The 22,184-nt window shown below is 42.5% G+C and carries 19 protein-coding genes; 9 read left to right on the top strand and 10 right to left on the bottom strand.

What is annotated here, in order from left to right:
• Nucleotides 1-38: 38 nt before the first annotated feature.
• Nucleotides 39-308: a hypothetical protein gene (locus RB622_RS11375; RefSeq protein WP_308046668.1), complete on the bottom strand. Its 270-nt coding sequence runs from the start codon at nt 306-308 to the stop codon at nt 39-41.
• A gap of 38 nt (nt 309-346) precedes the next feature.
• Nucleotides 347-475, bottom strand: coding sequence for a hypothetical protein (locus RB622_RS11370; RefSeq protein ID WP_308046667.1), 129 nt, complete (start codon nt 473-475; stop codon nt 347-349).
• 332 nt (nt 476-807) lie between these two features.
• On the opposite strand from RB622_RS11370, the gene RB622_RS11365 reads away from it, so the two are divergent.
• Both RB622_RS11365 and RB622_RS11360 read left to right on the top strand, forming a co-directional pair.
• Nucleotides 808-1,464: a hypothetical protein gene (locus RB622_RS11365; protein ID WP_308046666.1), complete on the top strand. Its 657-nt coding sequence runs from the start codon at nt 808-810 to the stop codon at nt 1,462-1,464.
• 19 nt (nt 1,465-1,483) lie between these two features.
• Nucleotides 1,484-2,548: an isoaspartyl peptidase/L-asparaginase gene (locus RB622_RS11360; RefSeq protein WP_308046665.1), complete on the top strand. Its 1,065-nt coding sequence runs from the start codon at nt 1,484-1,486 to the stop codon at nt 2,546-2,548.
• A gap of 160 nt (nt 2,549-2,708) precedes the next feature.
• Here RB622_RS11360 and RB622_RS11355 read toward each other — a convergent pair whose 3' ends face one another.
• Both RB622_RS11355 and RB622_RS11350 read right to left on the bottom strand, forming a co-directional pair.
• On the bottom strand, nt 2,709-3,527 hold the full coding sequence (locus tag RB622_RS11355; RefSeq protein ID WP_308046664.1) for an alpha/beta hydrolase: 819 nt from the start codon (nt 3,525-3,527) through the stop codon (nt 2,709-2,711).
• Complete coding sequence (locus tag RB622_RS11350; protein ID WP_308046663.1) at nt 3,524-4,312, bottom strand: helix-turn-helix transcriptional regulator; 789 nt, start codon at nt 4,310-4,312, stop codon at nt 3,524-3,526. The genes RB622_RS11355 and RB622_RS11350 overlap by 4 nt, the downstream gene beginning before the upstream one ends.
• 308 nt (nt 4,313-4,620) lie before the next feature.
• Between RB622_RS11350 and RB622_RS11345 the strand changes: the two genes are divergently transcribed.
• Nucleotides 4,621-6,129 carry a hypothetical protein gene (locus RB622_RS11345; RefSeq protein ID WP_308046662.1) on the top strand — a complete coding sequence of 503 codons (1,509 nt, stop codon included), beginning with the start codon at nt 4,621-4,623 and terminating at the stop codon, nt 6,127-6,129.
• A gap of 185 nt (nt 6,130-6,314) precedes the next feature.
• Here the strand turns inward: RB622_RS11345 and RB622_RS11340 are convergent, their stop codons facing one another.
• The 4 genes from RB622_RS11340 to RB622_RS11325 form a co-directional block, all read right to left on the bottom strand.
• Nucleotides 6,315-7,247, bottom strand: coding sequence for an SDR family oxidoreductase (locus tag RB622_RS11340; RefSeq protein WP_308046661.1), 933 nt, complete (start codon nt 7,245-7,247; stop codon nt 6,315-6,317).
• A 135-nt stretch (nt 7,248-7,382) separates the two neighbouring features.
• The gene (locus tag RB622_RS11335; RefSeq protein WP_308046660.1) at nt 7,383-8,090 is read right to left on the bottom strand and encodes a peptidylprolyl isomerase; all 708 of its coding nucleotides are present in this window, start codon (nt 8,088-8,090) and stop codon (nt 7,383-7,385) included.
• A 6-nt stretch (nt 8,091-8,096) separates the two neighbouring features.
• Nucleotides 8,097-8,690 (bottom strand): hypothetical protein, encoded by a 594-nt coding sequence (locus RB622_RS11330; protein ID WP_308046659.1) that lies wholly within the window; start codon nt 8,688-8,690, stop codon nt 8,097-8,099.
• A 221-nt stretch (nt 8,691-8,911) separates the two neighbouring features.
• The gene (locus tag RB622_RS11325; RefSeq protein WP_308046658.1) at nt 8,912-10,363 is read right to left on the bottom strand and encodes a BamA/TamA family outer membrane protein; all 1,452 of its coding nucleotides are present in this window, start codon (nt 10,361-10,363) and stop codon (nt 8,912-8,914) included.
• A 214-nt stretch (nt 10,364-10,577) separates the two neighbouring features.
• On the opposite strand from RB622_RS11325, the gene RB622_RS11320 reads away from it, so the two are divergent.
• From RB622_RS11320 to RB622_RS11295, 6 genes are all read left to right on the top strand, one after another.
• On the top strand, nt 10,578-10,781 hold the full coding sequence (locus RB622_RS11320; protein ID WP_308046657.1) for a hypothetical protein: 204 nt from the start codon (nt 10,578-10,580) through the stop codon (nt 10,779-10,781).
• A gap of 63 nt (nt 10,782-10,844) precedes the next feature.
• Nucleotides 10,845-14,315, top strand: a complete 3,471-nt coding sequence (locus RB622_RS11315) for a SusC/RagA family TonB-linked outer membrane protein (protein WP_409021421.1) — start codon at nt 10,845-10,847, stop codon at nt 14,313-14,315.
• Between the two features lie 32 nt (nt 14,316-14,347).
• The gene (locus RB622_RS11310; RefSeq protein ID WP_308046656.1) at nt 14,348-15,991 is read left to right on the top strand and encodes a SusD/RagB family nutrient-binding outer membrane lipoprotein; all 1,644 of its coding nucleotides are present in this window, start codon (nt 14,348-14,350) and stop codon (nt 15,989-15,991) included.
• A gap of 116 nt (nt 15,992-16,107) precedes the next feature.
• Nucleotides 16,108-17,394 carry a hypothetical protein gene (locus tag RB622_RS11305; protein WP_308046655.1) on the top strand — a complete coding sequence of 429 codons (1,287 nt, stop codon included), beginning with the start codon at nt 16,108-16,110 and terminating at the stop codon, nt 17,392-17,394.
• 32 nt (nt 17,395-17,426) lie between these two features.
• The gene (locus RB622_RS11300) at nt 17,427-18,788 is read left to right on the top strand and encodes a PhoPQ-activated protein PqaA family protein (RefSeq protein WP_308046654.1); all 1,362 of its coding nucleotides are present in this window, start codon (nt 17,427-17,429) and stop codon (nt 18,786-18,788) included.
• A gap of 78 nt (nt 18,789-18,866) precedes the next feature.
• Complete coding sequence (locus RB622_RS11295) at nt 18,867-20,648, top strand: metallophosphoesterase family protein (protein ID WP_308046653.1); 1,782 nt, start codon at nt 18,867-18,869, stop codon at nt 20,646-20,648.
• Between the two features lie 65 nt (nt 20,649-20,713).
• Here the strand turns inward: RB622_RS11295 and RB622_RS11290 are convergent, their stop codons facing one another.
• Both RB622_RS11290 and RB622_RS11285 read right to left on the bottom strand, forming a co-directional pair.
• Nucleotides 20,714-21,208, bottom strand: coding sequence for an SRPBCC domain-containing protein (locus RB622_RS11290; RefSeq protein ID WP_308046652.1), 495 nt, complete (start codon nt 21,206-21,208; stop codon nt 20,714-20,716).
• Between the two features lie 160 nt (nt 21,209-21,368).
• Nucleotides 21,369-22,088 (bottom strand): hypothetical protein, encoded by a 720-nt coding sequence (locus RB622_RS11285; protein WP_308046651.1) that lies wholly within the window; start codon nt 22,086-22,088, stop codon nt 21,369-21,371.
• Between the last annotated feature and the right edge of the window lie 96 nt (nt 22,089-22,184).

Here is a 22,184-nt window from a genome sequence, read left to right as displayed (position 1 = left end):
ACCTCCGGCCAGCGTTTATGGGTCGGGGGTTTGTAAAATCACACCTTGTATGGAACGTCTCTTACAAGTTTCTTTCCAAATTTTCCGATCTCAATATAATCGTCGGGGCCGATCACGCCGCGTTCAATCCATTTGGAAACCACCTGCGTGGTTACGTTGTATTTTTGAGAATACTCAGTAATACTAAGCCATTTGCTTAGCTCCAAAACTTTTCCATCATTAACAATAAAATCCGCCCCCTCTTTGATAAGGGCATCAGCTCTTTTAAGAAGTTCATCGATGCTGACCTTTTCAATTGTCGTCGCCATATCTATTTCTGTTTTAAGGGGAGATTTCTCCTCCTTGATTAGCTTTCTAATTTTCTTACAATGTCCAGCAGGTAGCTTAGCCGATCTAACAATTTGTCCACCTGATCAGGTGCCAATGCTGCATCTTCTGAATCCCTAAGTGCCTGTCTGACTGCGACGATTTCCATTCGAAGATTGACGATCAGCAGGTTTTTATCCGTGCAGTGTGCTTTTTATTATTTAATGTAAGATCGCGAATGACACGTTTCGTGTCGAATATTTGTCGTTATTTTATCACCTTTTTACTTTACTGTTTTGAAATCGGTCGTTAAATGGGTGATCTGATAATCACAGATAGCATTCAAAGTGAATTAATTAGCTTACCTTATCAACCAAACCTGGCTAATTCGCTTTTATATTTTGATATGCCCGTTTGTAACTAAATGGTTCGGTTTTTTCTATTATGCTGGTTAAGTTTGGATCGTAGATTCAAACTTAAACGAACCTAATCCACTTCAAAATGAAAGACTATACTTTTGAATACATCAATCAGAAATTATTGTTGATACTTTTCGGTATTTCCGTAGCCGTTCTTGCAGGGCTGATAGCATGTATGTCCTATCTCGCTCCGGTTATTGATAAAAATATCTCTTTCATACTCGTGCTTGGCGGACCGGTTCTTATTTTTTGGTTAAATAAAGGAAAATTAAAAAGGCGATGCACGGCACATTTAAGCAGCACATCGGTAAGTTTTAATTTTGATGACAATATTGAAAACGTTGAGTTCACGGATCTTATGTCCTATAAGATTGAGCATTATAATGGGACAACTTTAGTCATGAAATTCCATGGACGCAAGAAGATAAAGCTTGTCGCAAATGGAAATTTCTGCGATTCTACTCCAATGGAATCATTTTGTCAGGCTTTGGAAGATGCGATTACGAAAAGTAACGTTACGGGACTTTCGGAAGTTATGCGCGCCAAGTCTGTTTTTGAGCAAAAATGGATACCGTTTTTTCTGACAATCATGACAGCAGCCGTTATCTGGGTTGTGGTCCATGCGTATCAATCGGGAAAATCAGTCCCCGTGTCGATTTATACTTCAATAGCCATTTTTTTAGGCATGTGGGGGGCGTATTTCAAAGCGAAACAAAAAAAGTCCAATACAGATCTTTAATAATCAAACCTTTGCTCCTATGAAATTTATTTATCTGATCTTTCTCTGCCTTTTAGCTCAGGCGGCATTTGCCCAGGATTATTCCGATAAAATAACGCTCGTCATTCATGGAGGCGCCGGGACGATCACGCGTGTCAACATGACCCCGGAAAAAGAAACAGCATACCGGGAAGTATTAAACACAGCACTCCGAAATGGTTATTCGGTTCTACAAAAAGGTGGTACGAGTGTACAGGCGGTGGAAGCGGCGATCATGGTGATGGAAGATTCACCATTGTTTAATGCCGGGAAAGGTGCCGTTTTTACCAATGAAGGCAAAAATGAACTGGATGCGGCAATCATGGAAGGGAAGACTCTGAAAGCGGGTGCGATGGCCGGTGTAACAACCATTAAAAATCCGATCAGGGGCGCCATTGCCGTGATGGAAAAATCACCGCACGTAATGATGGCTGGAAAGGGGGCGGATCAGTTTGCTAAAGAGCAGGGACTACAAATTGTTGATCCGTCTTATTTTTATACAGAGGCCAGATTTAAAGCCCTGCAAAAAGCAAAAGAGCAAGAAAAAATAGAACTGGATCATTCGGAAAACAAAAAGGAAATTAAGAAGGTGTCGAAAACAGGTTATGTTGAGGAAGAAGAGTTGATTTTTACGGAAGGTAAAAAATTTGGTACGGTTGGATGCGTTGCACTGGATAAATTTGGAAATCTAGCAGCCGGGACTTCAACGGGTGGAATGACGAACAAGAAATACGGACGTATTGGCGACGCACCGATTATCGGTGCTGGCACTTATGCCAATAATACAACCTGCGCCGTATCGGCAACCGGTCACGGGGAGTTTTTTATCAGATCCGTGGTGGCTTATGACATTTCAAGCCTGATGGAATACAAAGGTTTGTCGTTGCAAGATGCAGCCAATGCAGTGGTGATGAAAAAACTCGTGGAACGCGGCGGAGAAGGTGGCGTCATTGCGCTGGACAGAAACGGCAATATCGCGATGCCCTTCAACAGTGAAGGCATGTATAGGGGATTCATCAAAAGTGATGGAAAAAGTCAGGTGATGATCTATAAGGATGAAAAGTGAGGTTAATGACGCTAACACCGATTTGTAATCGGGGTTGCATGGTCTAGCGTTTGCAACGCGTGCATTAGCAATAATTGTAATAATCGCGTTACAAACGCTGAGCCATATCCGCCCCGATTGCAAATCGGGGCGAGCGAGGTAAAGCTGGTATAACTGTAAGTTACACCATACTAGTTAACAGTTCATTGAAGACATCGGCCTTTTCCCAAGGCATCAGATGTCCCGAATTTTCGATAACTGAAATAGAGCCATGCCAGTTAGCAAGAGTCAAGGATTCCAAATAGGTACTACTAGTAATCTGATCCCGGTCACCATAGACAACTAGAACTGGAAACTTACTGTCATTGATTAGTTTAATCTCGTCCTTGTAGCCGCTGTGGAACATACCCTGAAGAATTGCGTCATGAACATTAGGATCGGTCCTGGCAAAGTCTTCTACTATAAATGACGGAATTTCATGTTGTCTTGGGTGTAAAAGAAGAAGTGAATATTTTTCCAAAGTTTTGCGATCAGGATCTTTCTGATATACTTCATTGATAACACCAAGAGATTCTGTTTTGAACATTAACTCAAACTGAATAGGCTTCACAAGAGGATTTGTCATAATGAGCATTCCAAGGCAGCCTGTTAAGTAAGGCAATGTTTCCAGAACGATGTAACCTCCGAATGAATGACCTACCAAGAGATAGCGGTCAAGTTTTTTGATTGACAATATCTCAAGTAATAAATCTCGATAGCCAAACAAGCTATAATCCACTAGGGGATTTTGTGAATGATCGGATAAACCGTGTCCTGGAAGATCGATAGCAATCAAGTGATGCCGTTTTAGCTGATTACTGTTGAATTGTCGTTCCCACATACGTGTCGACAGACAGCGTCCATGGATCATAACGATGGTTGGCAGGTCGCCTGGCTTTTCGACAAAGTGGATTTGCTTACCGTCAATACTAATAAAGTAATCCGTAATAGTTCCAGTCATAAAATTCCTTTTATGGTAGCAAATCTTATTAATTCTGTTGTGTTCTGGGCATTAGTTTTTTCCAGCATATTTTTGCGATGGGTGGTTACCGTATGAAAACTGATATGAAGCCGATCAGCTACCTCACGACTGGTGTATCCTTCCTGAAGCCACTTCAATATCTCAATTTCTCTTTTACTGAGTAATTTGTTCTCCTCCAGATCGGGGTAATAGGATTTCGTAAGAACCGGTATCCAGCCGCGGTCTTGATCCCACTTTTCAATCTGATGCATTACTTTTCCTACTCCACTACAATGTGTGATATCAAGGACTGCTCCAAGTAATGCAACTGGTCCTGAGCCATCTTGCGATGGAATGAGAGTACAGTGTTGGAGAATATTGCTATATGCCCCATCAGTACGTTTAAAACGATAATTATGTGTAAAACGATATTGAAAAGAGCTGTCCGTGACCAATGAAGATAAAAAATGAAGCCGATCAGGGAAAATCAATCTATTATAGACTGTCAAATCTCTTTTATGATAATTGTGCAACATGAATTCAAGACCGCCTTCAATAAATGCATGCCTTGAGTGACCTACTATCGCCCTGGAATGTGCGTCAATGTAAGGATAACTTTTTGTAGAATAATCCAGTAAAAAGACGGCACTGGAAGTAAGATGGCAAATCGAACCAACCGTGGTTTGCTCTTTGAGATACTGCGCATAATCGAAAGCACTGGACTGCGGGTTTAACGCCAGATCACGGAGATATTCGTGATAAGTTTGGGGAGATAAACTTTCCATAGAGCCAATATGAATTCTTAATTGCGAATAAAGTCAATTCTAATATGTAAAGTTTTTACGTTTAGCTACTTACATGTAAATATACCTAAAATTAGGTATTTCAATACTGTTGGTATATGCTTTATTTGTTGCAGAATTTCGAACGAGGAATTCACACATTTATATGATGAACTTTTTATTAAATCTTACAGAAGCCAATATACTCTTTGACTCATACGATCTTTTGACATTGTTTGGGCACTGTTATGTTGTGTGAGGATTAAATAGGTTTAAGAACTCTTTGTCACTCACCTTAATACTGAATCAAAATGGAGAACTCATTACTTAATAAGTCAAATTATGGTTTCAAAGCCTGGTTGCAGTCGGTGATTTTGGTACTGCTAGCAATTACATCAGGATTGGCACAGTCTTGTGACTGTCCGTCAGCTCCAAGAAATCATTCCTATAGCCGTTCCTTCATCAACGCTCAAAAATCCCTAAGTAAGCATAGTATTGAGGTCGCAACTAATTTCAAAGCGCTTATTCCACTAGATATTCCAATTCCAATAGAGGGAAGCGGAAAATATCAAGAAGACGAGGCTATCAATACTGAACATAACGAAGCTGAGGCCATCCAGATTATTGACAGAGAATTAGACCAATTTCCGGCTCAAATCATGGCTGAAGCCAGTGCCTTTCTTTGTCAAATAGCCTGTAATAGTGAGAACGTTAATGGAGGCCAGACATACCAGGCATGGCACGCGATTGATGCATACACTAAAATTTGTGAACGAGTACTTAGTTTGACAGCGTTAGGAGGACGTTCTGTAAATAATTTTAATTACACTGTAAATAATGTATCTAACTACATCCCGGTTGAACCAAATTGCAAAGCTGGATTAAAAAAGGCCAATGTTACTATAATTAATAATTTGGGTAATAATAAATTTCTTTCTGATTTAGATCCTGGTATAAGAGGTCGAAAATATTTTAAATTAAAAAAGCAAGTTCGCATTCTTAGGTATAAGGTTGATATACCTGCAAATGTTACCCAACCTATTGAACGGAGGCTAGTTTTATATCCGAAAAATAATAGGAATAATCAGACGGAGGTAAAATTTATTATTTTTCCAAATTATGGCCCTTATCCAGAAACGGACTTTGGAGAGCTCAATCCTAATAGTTTTATTGATCCCAAATCAGTGGGCGGATATCCAAGCAGTAACCAGCTTTTTTATCCATTGACTTGGTCGGATCAAGGGCCGAAACGTTCCATATATGCTTCTAAAGGCACGGAGCAATATTATCACGATGGAGTTACCCCAAGGGCGAAAGCCAATTCGGAAATATTTTTCACAAAAAGGCAGGATAATAATTCAATTGTACATACTATTGAATTTAGCAACCGTTTGGCTTCGGAATTACTTGTGCAAAATGACTATGAATTACTGGCATCATTGGCTCCTATTTACAAAACAACAATTTATGTTAGCCCCAATACTACTTGGGAAGGCCATATTTCTTTCCAACCCGCTTTCAATAGTCGAGTCAGCATTGACCCAAAGGGTGTACAAAACTTTACCATTACTTTGAGTCAAGCTACCAAGCAAGTAACGACTGTTTCATTTTCAAGGGAAGGTCAAAACTTCATTTTCTCGCAAAGTAAACCGATAAGCCTGGAAGGGGGATCCCAAGGAAATCGATATACATTAACTATTCAATGTCCTTCAATGCAAATTTTAAGGGATCATGGAGTACTAGGCTCATTATTGGATGTTTATGGCAATGCCGTTTTTACTTTCAATTATAAGCAAAAGGAACCAAAGCGATGCCAGTAATCTTGGACGCAGGGATCATGTTCACCCCGTTTTAGCATGTACAGAAAAGTGGCACCAACGCCGATTTGGACTCGGTGCGGTCCGTGTGGGGTTGCAACGCGTGTATTAGCAATAATTGTAATTACCGCGTTACAAACGCTAAGCCATATCTGCCCCGATTGCAAATCAGTACCAGCTGCGCGCGATCATACACCAATCTGTTTTGCCAAAATCGCTATACCTTCCTGAAAAGTATGTGGCTTGTATCCCAGTATTTTTTCTGATTTTGTCAGATCAAAACCGGTGCGTGGGGGACGTTTGGCGGGTTGTGTGAAGCTGGAAGCATCCGTTGACGTAATCAGTGATTTATCCAGACCAAAATAATCGGCCGTCATGATGGCCATCTGATACGGTGTGTAGAGCTCTTTGCCTGAAATGTTAAAAATGCCTTCCGCCTTTTGATCCGCGATCAAAAAACAACCCTGAGCCAGATCTTCCGCGAGTGTTGGCGTTCTGAACTGATCCGTCACCACTTTTATATTTTTCCCTTCTTCCAAAGATTTTTTTACCCAAAGGATAATATTACTCCGGCTCATGTCGTGCGCAATGCCATACACCAGGACAGTCCTGGCAATCGCCCATTGAATATCGGAATGAATGACTATTTTCTCCGCTGCATACTTGCTCCATCCGTAAAAACTGACCGGGTTAGGTTCTGCTTCTTCCGTATAAGGACCGGCTTTTCCGTCGAAAATGAAATCGGTGGAAACATGCACGAGAAACACATGATGTTTTTTACAGGCTGAAACCAGAAATTCAACCGCATTGACATTTTGTTTCCAGCAACCGTCTTTTTCCAGTTCGCACTGGTCCACATTGGTCATGGCGGCGGTGTGAATGATCACGTCTGGTTTTGTTGCGGCAATGACTTCTTCAATCTGCTCAGGATCCGTGATATCCATCGGCAGATATGCATAGTGATCTTTAAATGGCAACCTATTTTCGCCACGTGCTGTCGCGATGGTATGGATTGATGAATCCTGAACCAATAATTCCACGAGTTTCTGCCCGAGAAGACCATTGGAACCTGTTATCAGAAAACGTTTTTTTGATGAATCTGCGTTTGAAGTAACCGTCATGTCGGTAGTGTCAATGTTTTTTGGATGCAAGATAGGATATTATAGCGTTTGCGTTATTATAAAAAATAATCCCTCAATTTTATGGAAAATTGAGGGATTGGGAAACTAACTGAAGTTAATTAATATCTGTTCAGCTTAGCTGGCAAAAACATAGCCGTATTTTTTTGTGATCTTTTTCTTCTTCATTTTTTTTACCGAAACCTTCATTTTGATATCCTTATCCGGGCGGTCGCGTTCATCTTTTGGTTTTGCGCTCATCGCATCTACCACCGCCATGCCATCAATCACCTGACCGAAAACAGTATAGGCACCATCCAGATGCGGCGTGCCACCCTCCGTTTCATACACCTTTTTCTGGGCATCCGTTAGTTTTCTGGCGGCGCGGGAAGCCTGTTTATCGAGCTCCGATTTGCTCCACTTTCTTCCTTCCACAATATAAAACTGGCATCCGCTCGATTCCTTTTTAGGATTATTATCTCTTGCAGCGGCCAATGCGCCTTTGCGGTGAAACAGGTTCGGTTCTATTTCGGCAGGAATTTTGTATCCGTTATCGCCTCTGCCCAGCATATCCTCCGGTTTTGCATTTCTGGAGTTAGGATCACCACCCTGAATCATAAAATCTTTAATGATCCGGTGAAAAAGCAGGCCGTTGTAAAATTTGTCTTTTGAAAGTTTTATAAAATTGGCTTTATGCTTGGGCGTTTCATCAAACAGGATCAGACGCATTTTTCCCTCATCCGTAGCAATAGTCACCACATAGTCTTTTTTTGATTTTTTTTGCGCAAAGGTGTTTAAGGCAATCAGACAGAAAACGGTCAGTAAAGTCAGGCGGTTTAATTTCATTGTCAATTATTTAGCAGCAAGTACATTTTTGTCGGGCGTGAACTGAAATTTCAGGCCGTAATCTTTTCCTTCCGATACATCTTCCATCGTTACATGTATCGCGTTTTTGTTCCAGGTAACTGTTTTGTCTTTTTCTTTTGGCGCTTCATAGGTTTCCGTAAAATGGGTTTTGCCAGCATTCCACAGTTGTTTTGTCGCATCCGGACTGTTCAGATATACATCGACAGTAATTTTATTTACGCGTTTGTCGGCCGTCAGGAAATACTGAATGTCGATCGTTTCAAGCTTTTCTGTTTCTTTGGTAAAACCCACATGATCCGCAACATCTTCGAACATTTCAAATGTTTCGGTTGCTTTGACCTTGCTCAAAGGATCTCCAAAAGTTATGCCACGAAAAACACCTTCGGAAGAATTGCCAAGTATTTCCAGGAGCAGCGCAGACTGGTCGCTGTTCAGTTCTTCGGTCGAAGGGTTGGCCAAGGCAGCGGAATCGGTGACCGTTGCTTCTTGCTCATCTTTTGTTTTACTGGTGCAATTTCCAAGTGCAAAGGCCAGAAGAACAAGTACTAATGTGTTTTTTAGGGTGGTAAAGTATGTCATGTTTCGCTAAAAGAATTAATACCGCAAATCTAACTATTATCGGCTTGTTTTTTAATGCGGACGGTCAATTTGTAGCAAAATGTTTAGCATTGCTTTTCAGCAAAGCAGGAGAATAACCCCCTGCTTTGTTATGGAGAAGCTAAAAAAGAAACCTATGTGGATAGTTTTTGGCGCTTTTTACGTCAACTGATCAGGGAAATATTCCCCAATTTTAATTTAAATCAGAATTCTCTGGCGATGTTAAAAAAGAAGCGGCGTTCTCCTTTGCCGTTGATGGTAAGGTTGAAACGGGCCACGATATTGTAAAAGGTCACAACATCAATTCCTGCGCCGCCGCCGTAAATTACTTTGTTGCCGAGCCGGGTATTGCTGAATTCCGGATAACTGTTTTTGACATAGGCGGCATCGGCAAAAGTATTCAGGTAGGCTGCGAGCGGGATGGTATTAAACTGCCGCACAGGAATCCAGGAGATATGTTTTTGCAATGAGAACAACTTATATTTTAGCTCGTTTTTGATTAATCCGTAGTCCTGGCCATCAACAACGTAAAGCTCATAGCCACGTACCAGATCATTGCGATAACCCAGCCCAATCGTTTGCAGATAAGGCTGTCTTTTCGGAACAGAAATACGGGCACGAATGCCGGAATTGGCAAATATACGTTCACTTAGCTGGAAAAATTGTTTGTAGGAACCATAGGCATAAGCCTGGTTTATTTTGTCTGACGGCAATAATCCAATTTTCGAAAACTGAATTCCCCCGACACGTCCTCTTAGCGGGTATTGGAAATTGTCTCGCTTGTCGTAGCTGTATGAATACGTAAGCTGGAAGTACGTTTGCTTGGTTCTGCCTTTTAGGAAATAATTTGGATTTAAAACAGCTATGGTATCTGTAATATTTGTCGAACTCCAACGCAGATCTAGGGAATGGAAGGTGTAATATTGATTCCGGCGTGTTAAGGTTACGAAGGAATAAAAGCGTTTTTTGTTGATGTCTTCACTGTTGAGATAACTTAGCTTATCGCGCCAGGTCCGGTATGCCATCGTTTTATTGGTCGAATAAGAAGCGCCGACGGTAATCCCCGTTTTTTGTGCTTTATCAAGATAAGGCAGGGAATAGGAAACCTCAAATTTTGGAATAAAACCAAATTCAGCGAGCACGCGCAGCTTGTCGGCACGGCCCGTTAGATTGCCATAACTTACATAAACACCATAAATCGTGCGGCTGAAATCACGGTTACGATCGTACCACCATTCGTTGAAATTTCTGTCGGCCAGCTGAAATACAGGCGTCGCAATCAGGTACCAGCGCTCTTTAACGACAACGCGCACATCGGTCCGGACTGAATCTGCATTGGGTTCAGGAATCATTTCAACGACTACAAACAAATTGGTGTTGACGATCTTGCGACGGTCGGTTTCCAGCGTTTCAGCGAGCAGGTTGGTGCTGATCGTATCCCCCGATTTAATGGCCAGCTCCCTGGTAATGATACCGGTCCGGGTACGCTGATTGCCCTCTATACGTATATCACCGATGGTTACGTGTCCGGTACTATCCGCAGGCGACTGAGCCCGTAAGGGGCCCGCAAAAAAGAAGAAAACAAATAAAAAGTAAATCGTTTGATCGCGTAGTGTATCCTTCATTCTGCCCGGCCCGTGTTTCTGTTTTGTCACGATTTTTAATTGCGACTGTGCTTTATATTTTTTCAAAAATACGCTTAAATCATTTGTTATGACGAAGTCCCGTCAAATAAACTCCGTGATCCTTCCAAATACGCCTAACCGTTTTCTTATGTTAACGTACTGTTAATTTAAAAAAAACAACTAAAAATGATAGTCTCTTCTTTCGGCGGTACAGTATCATATCACAGACTAACCAGCTAAGCACATGACACCTTCCCGGGCTGACAAATTGATCGGCAAACTGATCGCTAACAAGCTTTCCGGGGAAGAACTGGGTGAGTTGCTGGAAGGTATTAATAACGAAAATGAACAGCAAAAGTATTCCGATGCTCTTGAAATTTATTTTGACCGGTTGTTGAAAGAGAATGAAAAGGACAACGTACAAAATCAAGAGAAAACAAACCGGTGAAGCAACCACTCTTAATCCTCAATTATTATTGTATGTTTTTAACAATTACTCACTTGTAAGGCGATGAACTCAAAAACAATTATTCAATCAACATTCCGATGTCTGCTGGTGCTCCTTCTGTTGGAAGGGGTCGGGGCATCGGTTGTATTTGCAAATGCGCCTAATGGCAATTTCGCAAATAAGAAGATGATTAGTAAGCACGCTGATGTATTAACCAAAGCGCTTACGGCAGACCGGACCATTACCGGAAAAATAACTTCCGCGAAAGACAATACCGTGATGCCGGGCGTAAACATTATTCTAAAAGGCACTCAGATAGGAACAACCTCTGATGCCTCCGGAAATTATTCCCTATCCATAGATGAAGCCAGAAACCCAATCCTGGTATTTTCATTTATTGGATTTGAAAACCAGGAAATTACGGTGGGCAACCAGTCCATTATTAATATTTCCTTAAAGGAAGGTGCTGAGACTTTACAGGAAGTTGTCGTTACTGCCCTGGACATAAAACGCGATGCGCGTTCCCTGGGGTATTCAGTAGGACAGGTGGATGGAAAAGAAATCAGCCGTGTGGCTCAGGAAAATATTCTTAACTCCCTTTCTGGAAAAGTGCCTGGTGTTTCCATCAGTGCTACCGGCGGAACAGGATCGTCGGTGAGTATGATTATTCGGGGTGCTACTTCGTTAAGTGGTGATAATCAACCACTTTTTGTTGTGGACGGGGTGCCTATCGCAAACACGCTGAACAACATCAGTCAGGTTGGTAGTGATAACCGCGTGGATTATGGAAATGCAATTTCCAGCATAAATCCGGATGATGTTGAAAGTGTTTCAATTTTGAAGGGACCAAGCGCCGCTGCACTTTATGGATCCAGAGCAGGTAGTGGTGTCGTGCTAATTACAACGAAGAGCGGAAGTAAGGCTAAGAAAATGACCATTTCGATCACCTCCAATACGGTGTTTGACAAGCCCTATCGCTTTTTAAAAATGCACTCCAAGTTTGCGACGGGCGTGCTTCCTTTCACGCCTGACAATAACCCATTTCCGGGAGGCGTGCTGCAAATTGAGGAAGGATCGGCGGGTGGTGTAGGGCCGGAATTGGACAAGGGGTATAAGGCCATTCAATGGAATAGTCCCAAGGACGATCAAGGAAATCCAATACCAACTGACCTGGTTTCACATCCGAATAACGTTAAAAACTTCGTTAGAACGGGTATTACGACAACAAACGGTCTGTCGATTGCGAACAATACAGAGTTGATTACTTATCGCCTTTCGTATTCCAATATGACGAACCGCGGCATTGTCCCGAATTCTGACCTTTTCCGGAATTCATTGAATGTGAGTTCATCACTTAAGGCGAGTAAAAATTTGAGAATCAGTACGAATATTGATTTTAGCAGAAATAATTCAAACAACCGTCCTTCCGGTAACCGGGGTACCAATCCTTTGCAATGGGCCTATGCGGTATCTCCGCATATAGACATCCGTGACCTGAAAAATTACTGGGTGCCAGGGCAGGAAGGTTTGCAGCAGCTATCGCAGTCACAAAAAAATTACAACAATCCATACTTCCTGGCTTACGAAGTTAATAATGGTTTTGTTCGTGACCGTGTTTTTGGTAACCTGAAAGCCGATTGGCAGATCACGCCGCATTTGAGTTTGATGGGACGTTATTCTTTGGATACCTACAACGAAACGCGTGAAACGAAAATGGGCAATAGCTATACCGGCGATGCACGTGGCGGGTATGGAATTTTCAATCTTAAACGTTTCGAACGTAATGCGGACTTCTTAGCCACTTATAAGAGAGACATCAGTGATTTTAGCCTGTCTGTTTCTGCCGGCGGTAACACACGATATCAAAAAAACAGTAATGTGCTCAGTGCGACTAAAAATAAGACGGGTTTGATTATACCAGGATTATATACCCTGTCTAATATTGCTCCGGCAAGCCTTGATTATAGCAGTTCCTTTTCAGAAAAAGCCGTGTTCAGCGTATATGGATTGGCGAACTTAGGGTTTAAGGATATGATTTTCCTTGATGTTACGGCGCGTAACGATTGGTCAAGCACGCTGCCTAAGGCAAACCGTTCCTATTTTTACCCATCGGCTTCTTTGAGTATTCTGTTGAATGAAATGCTGCCGATATCGGAAGAAATTAATTTGCTTAAACTACGTGGTGGTGCCGCCCAGGTTGGTAAAGACACCGATCCATACACGCTGTTGGCAACATTGGATAACTCAGGGGCATGGGATGGGATTACAAGACTTTCAAAATCAAACAAAATACTATTGCCTGACTTGAAACCGGAAATTGCAACCTCTTATGAAGCGGGTATCGATTTGAATATGTTTAGAAACAAGCTGCGGTTTGCCGGTACCTATTATATGGTAGAAAACAGGAACCAGATCATTCCTACGGGCTTGCCGGGATCCAGTGGATTTACATCTAAAAATATTAACGCCGGTTTGCTTGTAAGTAAAGGTGTCGAGCTTTCTCTTGGCGGAACACCTTTGGACAAAAATGGCTGGAGATGGGATCTTACTGCAAACTGGTCAAGAAACAGAACAACAATTAAAAAGCTGTCGGACGGACTGGAATTTTATGATCTGTGGAGTGATGCAAAAGGTGGAGCCAGAACGTATGTTGGAGAAAAAATTGGAGATCTGTACGATGCTGAGGTCGTGACGGTTACCGATAAATCTTCTAAATATTACGGATATCCGATTTTGGATAGCGATGGTTCATGGCAGAGTGTTAGTTTTTCAAATACGAGAAACAAGATCGGGAATTTCAATCCGGATTTTATCCTGGGTATGCAAACCACGCTTACATACAAAGGGTTCAGCCTGAACATGACGTTTGACTGGAGAAATGGCGGGAACTTTGTTTCACAAACTTATCGCTATGCTGAGTCAGATTTAAGATCGCAAAGATTTTTGGATCAGTTAATTAATCCAAATGGATTAACGGGAGACGCACTGGCTAGTAAATTGCTTTCAGATCCTGATAAATATATCAAAATCAGTGGTAATCATTTTCCAATCGTAGGCGGGCCAACAGCTGAATATGGCGGATTCCCATATGAATATGGAGGCAATACTTATCCATATGCGGTATTTAATCCGGGTGTTATCGCCTCATACGATGCAGAAGGAAAGATTACCGGCTATACTGAAAACCTTGGCGGTGCGGGAACAAAATATATTCCATACGGCGATAACTATCCATGGAGCTTTATGCGCGCAGCTACCTTCGACGCATCCTTTATAAAACTTCGTGAAGTTTCTCTGGGATATGAACTTCCTACGGCATTTGTGAAGAAAATTGGTTTGCAGTCTGCTAATGTCTCGGTTTACAGCCGTAACATCATGCTTTGGACAAAAGCTAAAATTGGTATAGATCCCGAAACAGCGTTTCAACAGGAATCTGGTGCTCAGGCAGGAACACAGTTCCGTCAGGGTATTGAGCGCTACAACGTTACGCCATGGGTCATTCCTGTTGGTTTTAAACTTGGTTTAACTTTCTGATATCACAACATCGTTGTTTGACAACTATAATCATGAAACGAATTAGCAAAAAAATCATATTGTTTTCACTATTGTTCTGTGGCCTGACTTTCTCCTGTAAGGACTTGTCAGAACTGAATGTGAATCCCAATGGCGTTGCACCGGAGTCGGTGAACCCCAATCTTATTCTGCCTACTGTATTGACTGAGGCGGCGAAAATCTATGTAAATCTTGGTTATCAGGATATTGCAGGTGTGGTGCAGCATACACAAAAAGATGCTTGGGCGAGCGGCCATAATGACTATGACTGGGGCGGAGATCAAAATTGGAACGGTTATTACGATGTTTTGAGAAATAACGACCTGCTGTACAACAGAGCCGTTGCGATGAAACTTGAATTTCATCAGGGCGTGGCTTTGGTAATGAAATCATTTATGTTTGGTTTAATTACCGATTTGTGGGGCGATGCGCCTTATACCAATGCACTAAAAGGAGAGCTTGGAGGAGTGCAGGACATCAAACCAACTTATGATGACCAGTCTGTTATCTACGCCGGTATCATCGCTGACCTGGAAAAGGCAAATACTTTACTTTCAAAGTCAAAAGCAGATTACTCAAGCATTGTTGATAACGTGGACGTATATTATGGCGGTGATCCTGTGAAATGGAGAAAAATGGCTAATTCACTGCTGTTAAGATATTACATGCGGATTTCTGCCAAACAGCCTGATATTGCAAAAGCAGGTATCGAAAAAATTGTAGCCAATGCGGCGCAGTATCCTATCATTTCTGTCAATGCAGATGATGCCGCCATGTCTTTCCCGGGTAACAGCGAAGCCGATTCATGGCCAGCCAATACGGTGACGGATGTCAGCGGAAGTAATTACAGAAGATTAAAAATGTGTGCGACTTTCGTTGAAAAACTTCAGGGACTGAAAGATCCAAGACTTGCCATTTGGGCGAAAAAAGTGGAGGTTCCCCTAGTCGTTGATGCATCACTTCCAGCAGGCACTGATAAAATTGAAAATGGGAAGCGGTATCTTTCACCAGATAAAGTGGGTACGACGAAGGTGAATACCAATCCGGACTATGTTGGACTACCACCTAGTTTTTCAGCATTGCCTTCTGCCTATAACCTTAATCCGACGCCAGGGCAAACGTCCTTTAACCCGCACGTGTCTTTCCTGAATGAAATTTACAAGGCTGCAAAAGGTCCATTGCTGAAGGTCCGTTTGGTCTCAGCTTCTGAGGTTCATTTTATTCTTGCAGAAGCAGCCCAAAAGGGTTGGGCTGCTGGAGGGGCCAAAGCACATTATGAAGCGGGGGTTAAGGCATCCTTTACCACATGGACTGTTGGTGGGTCTTATGACGCGTATATTGCACAAACTAGCGTTGCGTTTGATAATACCCTGAAACAAATTATTGAGCAAAAATGGATCGCCAGCTGGACGGCCGCTACGGAAGCATGGTTTGATTATCGTAGAACAGGTTTTCCTGAATTGAAAGCAGGCCCTGCAGCCAAGCGTCAGGCTTTGCCGTTACGTTTTTACTATATGCGTGACGAAATCAATATCAATAAGGTGAATGCACAGCAGGCATTGAGCAAGCTTCAGATTACAAGTTTCTCACAGGCTGATAAGGAGAACAGTCCATGGTCTAAACAATGGCTTGTTCAAGGGACAAACAAACCTTGGTAATTGATATCATTCTTTAAAATGAAGACGAAAACGGGTCGATGTACTGTCACCCGTTTTCGTCTTTTTAACACATGAAATAATTTGGCTCCGGTGATTTTAATATTTGAAAATTCAATATGAGAAAGCTATTAACAGGGGTTTTTTATTTTTTATTTTTTTTGTCAAATACGTACGCTCAAACCTTTAAAGCCGCAGCCGCAGTTCGGGTTATTACGCCCAATCCACTGCTGCCGGTTTCGGGGGGGATCGGTACGCCAAAGGCAACGAAAGAGAAAAATGGTGATCTGTTTGTCAGGGTCTTGGTCGTGGAAAAAGGGGCGGCACGCGTTGCAATTGTAAATGTCGACAATCTGGGCTGGCCGGCCGCATTGGGAAATAAATCCAGGGCTTTGATCAAAGGCATACCACCTGAAAATGTTCTTATTGGCGCTACACACACGCATAGCGGGCCCGATGCTTATGCTTTCCCCAATGAAAAAGGTGAAAGTTTTGCGGATCTGAATTATCTGGATTGGTGTACCAAACAAATTGCCGAGGCCGTTAACGAAGCCGTGACGAAGCTTGAACCAGCTTCACTCAAAATTGCTGTTGCGGAAGCAAAGGGGAAAATCGCTTACAATTATTACGCAGAGCAATTATACGATCCCCGCTGCGGCGTTATTCAGGCGATCGCCAATGAGGGGAAAAACAAAGGCAAAGCAATTGCCACTTTGGTTAACTATGCCATTCATCCGGAAGTGATCGGATCCGGGAGAGGTATTTTAAGTCCCGATCTTTGTGGCCCGCTTTATGCTAAGATTGAAGCAGAAACCGGTGGTATTGCCCTTTTTATGAATGGCGCCCAGGGCGGAATGGTAACGGCTGATAACCGGACCGAAGATAAAAAGGAAGCCAGCGATTATCAGGAATGCAAACGGATCGGAGAATTGCTGGCCAGCGAAGCATTAAGGATTGTCGGCAGCGCGGAAGTTTTGCCCAATCCATCGCTTTACTGCACCTCCCGAAAAATAACGTTTCCCGTTGATTCGGAAATTATGCAGTATATTCTTAAAAAATCACCTATTAAAAATGAAATGGTGGGAGAAAATAAAGTGGTCACACAGTTGAATCTGATCAACATCGGTACCGCACAGATCCTTACCGTCCCGGGTGAGGCACTTCCGAATATCGGGTATTATGTAAAGCGTAAAATGCATACCAAACTTCCTTTTCTTTTTGGGCTTACCAACGACGCATTCGGCTATATGCTTACCAAAGTAGATTTCAACAGTTTCAAGCGTTATGATTATGTAAGCCGTACGAGTCTGGGTGAAATGACAGGAGAAATTTACATTGAGCAGGCATTGAAATTAATCGAAGAAAGTCCGTGGCCGGCTGATATCGTAAAAACATCCAAAAAATAACTTCATTACCAATAAACAAAAACCGCTGCACCATGAAAAAAAATACAATAAAACTGGCTTTTAAAGCGCTTCTGATCCAAATTATTTTCATAACGGGTGTACAGGCCCAGCAAAATATTACGCCGGAAAACGCCCTTCAGAGTTACCTGAACAATGGCGATAAGTCTCTGAAATGGGAGTTGAAGGAGACATTTACACAGGAAGACAATACCTTTTACAACCTGTTGGTGACCTCGCAAAAATGGCGGGAATTTACCTGGACACACCAGTTAACGATCATTGTTCCCAAAGCAAACAAATTTGACGGCGCGCTGCTTTTCATCACGGGCGGGTCAAATAAAGAAGGGCTGCCGAATTGGAGTAACAAAAAGGATGACAAGTTATTGTTATCGCTTGGTGGTGTTGCCAAAGCAAACAGTGCGATTGTCGCGTTGCTTAAACAAACGCCCAACCAGCCCAATTTTGGTGATCTGACGGAAGATGCCTTGATTTCATATACGTTACATAATTTTAAAAAAGACAAGGATTATAGCTGGCCGCTGCTTTTTCCGATGGTGAAAAGTGCGGTGCGGGCGATGGATGTGGTACAGGAGTTTTCGAAGCAAAAACTGAGCCATGACATCACGAGATTTGTCGTTTCGGGTGCATCCAAACGGGGCTGGACAACCTGGCTGACGGGTGCAAATGACAAGCGTGTGGTGGCGATTGCGCCGATGGTGATTGATATTTTGAACATGCCGGTCAGTCTGGATTATCAGATTAAGTCGTGGGGAGATTACAGCATTCAGATTGAAGACTATGTGAAACTGGGGATTCCGCAAAACAGCAACACACCGGATGGTTCTGCCATTACGGCGATGATCGATCCGTACTCCTATCGTGATAAGCTGACGATGCCGAAACTGATCGTAATGGGAACGAATGACGAATACTGGGTGGTGGACAATATCAAAAATTATCTCAAAGATATTCCGGGCAATAACATGCTGCATTATGTACCGAACGCAGGCCATGACCTTGGCGGTGGAAAACAGGCGATGGAGGCATTGGGCGCATTTTTTGGCAATACATTAACCAGAAGCCCATACCCGGTTTGTGAATGGAAACAGTCGACAAATAAAAAAGGGGTTAATTTGTCTGTAAAAGCTTCGGCTGACCCGCTGGTGGACGTTATTCTGTGGTCGGCAGATTCAAAAGACCAGGATATCCGTGATGATAAATGGACGGGCAAAAGTCTCGGGATAAAGAATAAATCTAAAATCAATGTCAACCAGGAGTTTCCGGTCAGTGGCTTCCGGGCATTTTATATCGATTTAAAATACAAGGATGCGAATGGCGGTACTTATACCGAAAGTACCCGCGTTTTCCTGACAAATGACAAAGCTTTGCTGTAACTTATTGCGTCGAAACGTAACGACGGTCGCGAGCGGTTGTTACGTTTTTGCTTATTTCCCAAACTCAATTCTTTTAAAATGAGATTTTATTTTAGTCTGAAAAACGTATTGTATTTTTTCCTATATCTCAGCTTTTTATCCTGTGAAAAGCAAAAGCCGGTATCAGGTACCATTAAAAGTGTAGTGGATGATGTAGTGACCAGATTGTATAAAGATCTGGACGAAAAACAGCTGGATACGCTGAGCGATAACTATATCATGACTTTTCTGACAAAAGACGAAAAGCAGGTGTTGGCGACAAAATTCTGGACATTTGATGTAAATGTGCCGGTTACTGTTTCGCTGATGCGTGATACGGCTCAGTCCGTTGTCCCATTCTGGATTGCGGAAAGCGGTTTTAAGAAAACGGCGATGATCGTTAAAAATGAAGAATATACTTATGAAGTCTGGCAAAAGGATTTTGATAAAGGTGCCGTTGAACTCGGAATTAATGGTTTTGACAAACACAGACCGGTTTATTTTGTCAGCGTAGGCGCTCAGAAAAAAGGCGATGATTTGAAAGTGACCAATGTTTATCCGTCGGAATTTCCGCTGATGACCATGAAACAGGGCGGATTTACTTATCATGACTGGGATGGTTTGATTCTGACAGAGGTACCCGCTGAACTTTCGGGTCAGGTGCTTTTTACAACGGTTCGCGGACGGGCAAGGGAGGCACATCTGGTTAGCGCATTCAGAAAAACGCAAACACCTTCTTCAGATATGCCGGATCAGGTTTTGCTGACATTCAGCGGTGATCCCAAAACGACGATGAATGTTCAGTGGCGCACGGCAGATGCCGTTGACGACGGGATTGTTAAATATTGGCAGGAGCAAACCAGGGATACCTTAACAGCAAAAGGATCACAGTTTAGAATGGAAGATCGCTTACTACAAAATGACCGTTTTGTGAATCGTTATACGGCAAAACTTGACAAATTAAAGCCGGGCACGAATTATCATTATACGGTTGGGTCGCTGTCGGGAAAATGGTCGCCGGTTGCGCATTTCAGAACCGAATCGGCTGCGAACGATGGATTTTCATTTATCTGGTTTGGTGATACGCATAAGTCGGAGATCTGGGGTGATATGACTCAGAAATCGCTGAAACGCCATCCTGAGGTTGCTTTTTATGATATTGCCGGTGATCTGGTCAGTACAGGTCTGAACCGGGATGAGTGGGATGAGCTTTGGCAGCATTCCGGCAATGTTTTCAGTTATAAACCGTTGATGGCAGTGCCGGGAAATCATGATAGTCAGGATGGATTGGGGGCAGGAATGTATCAGGAAATGTTCAGTCTGCCGGAAAACGGACCTAAGGGATTGCCCAAGGAAATGACTTATGCCTTTAATTATCAGGATGCGTTGTTCGTCATGCTGGATGCCACGCTTTCGGTTCCTTCACAAACTGCGTGGCTTGAAGAAAAATTAAAGGCCTCCAAGGCAAAATGGAAATTTGTTTTCTTTCATTTTCCTCCCTATAATTTTGTTGAGCCTTATGATGAGATCCGAAAAGAATGGGGCACGCTTTTTGACAAATATCACGTTGACATGGTCATGAGTGGGCATATGCACTACTATTTGCGTACAAAACCGATGAACAACGGGAAAGAAATGGCGTCGCCTGCGCAGGGCACAATCTATACGATGTCCATCAGTATTCCGGGAAAACAGGACGAGTGGCCAGCAGAAGATTATGCCGTGAAACGTTACCCGGACGGCCCGCTCTATCAGCACATTTCGATGAAAGGAAATAAGCTGGTTTACAAATGTTATAATCCGGAAGGAGAGGTTAAGGACGCTTTTGAGATTGTGAAGTAGGGGGGATTTTCCCCCACTTTACAATCTTTCAATACAAATTTTGAGGGCGTACTTTGCAAACGCCCTCAATGTAAAATATCTGCTTCCAGGTGGTTCAGCATTTCGATCCAGCTTGGATATGCACCGGTTTGTCTGGCCACTTTTTCGGGAGCGTTCTGATGTAATGTAAGTTTTGTCTTTCCGTCAAAATCTTCGAATGTAACGGTCACAATCGTTTTTAGAGGCCAGTTTTGATGTTGGGTTATCACCACATCATTACCGAACTCATCCGTATTTTCCATGCTGTAAACCAGTTTTTTGGGTGCGTCGATTTCAAGATAAACACCTTTCGCCCAACAGTCGTCATAGTTGGGGTTTTTGATGCAGGAATGAAAAGTACCGCCTTCTTTGATGTCTATATGCCTGAACTCAATCGTGCAATTTTCCGGTGCGTACCATCTTTTTAGCTGCTCGGAATTTGTCCAGGCTTTGAATACAAGTTCCCGTGGCGCGTTAAAAATGTGGGTGATCAATAAGTCCTGATCCGTCTGATCTTTAATGAGTTCTCTGTCCTGATTCATGGTTTTACTGATTTATACTGTTGATTAATTAAGCTGTTTTTGTTTAAAATTTACCCGGTCATTATTGTAATGCAATCAATTGGTTGCAAATATATACGCAACCAATTGATTGCGCAAGTGTTTTAAGAATTTTTAACTGAAGAAAATGATGAAGCCGGATTTATGTGCTTTGTGGCCGTTGTTTACCGAGCAATCGCCTGATAGAAACCAGGTGACCGAACAACACCACTGGCACTATAAACGTAGGCAGCCAGCAAAAAGGGAAATGGAGAATAGCGACGTTGGGCTGGGCAAAATCAAATTTTTGAAATGGCGTAGGTGCGGAGAAGATACCCGTGAAAACAACATGAATAAGCAAGCCAAGGCAGATGAAATTCCACGTTAAAATTAGCTTTCCATTGGAACCCGAGGTGAGGAGCCAGGCGGCAACCGGTGCGGTAATACCTGAAATAATGTCAAAATTCTGGCCTTCAAATGTCATTGATTTTGGAACGGTGTGTTCGGTATACAACCAGTACAACACCAGTTCAACCGGTATTCGGACGATGTTTAAATAAGTAAGATTGGATAGTGGCAGACTGTCAATAAACCTTTTTCCCCGTCTGGTTGAAAATAACAGTATCATGGTAAAGGCAGCCGGAGCGACACCGAGTATGAGAATTTTGGGAGGAACAGCATTTAAATCCGTGTTATAGGTGCCATTCAGTGTAAGCACGGCCTGCACGACAAGCCATAACACCAGACTTGCCAATATCAGGGTTGATTTATTCCTGACAATTTCAGAAGCGGATTTTAGCATCGTTACATAAAACAGAAAAAGTGTAACGAGTACCGTCAACTGAAAAATAACCGTAATATACAGAGGCAGATCTTTTATCATGACTTTGAGCCGACGTTGGTTATTCCTCAATATAATCAAAAAGGATAAAATAAGGCGCATACGCCATGGTATGTATGCGCCTTTGTTCCCCAAAGA

It is taken from the genome of Dyadobacter sp. LHD-138 (assembly GCF_030929615.1).
In the GTDB taxonomy this organism is placed as follows: Bacteria; Bacteroidota; Bacteroidia; order Cytophagales; family Spirosomataceae; genus Dyadobacter.
The sequence above is the reverse complement of the archived record's forward strand: the minus strand, read 5'-3'. Positions and strand labels throughout refer to the sequence as shown.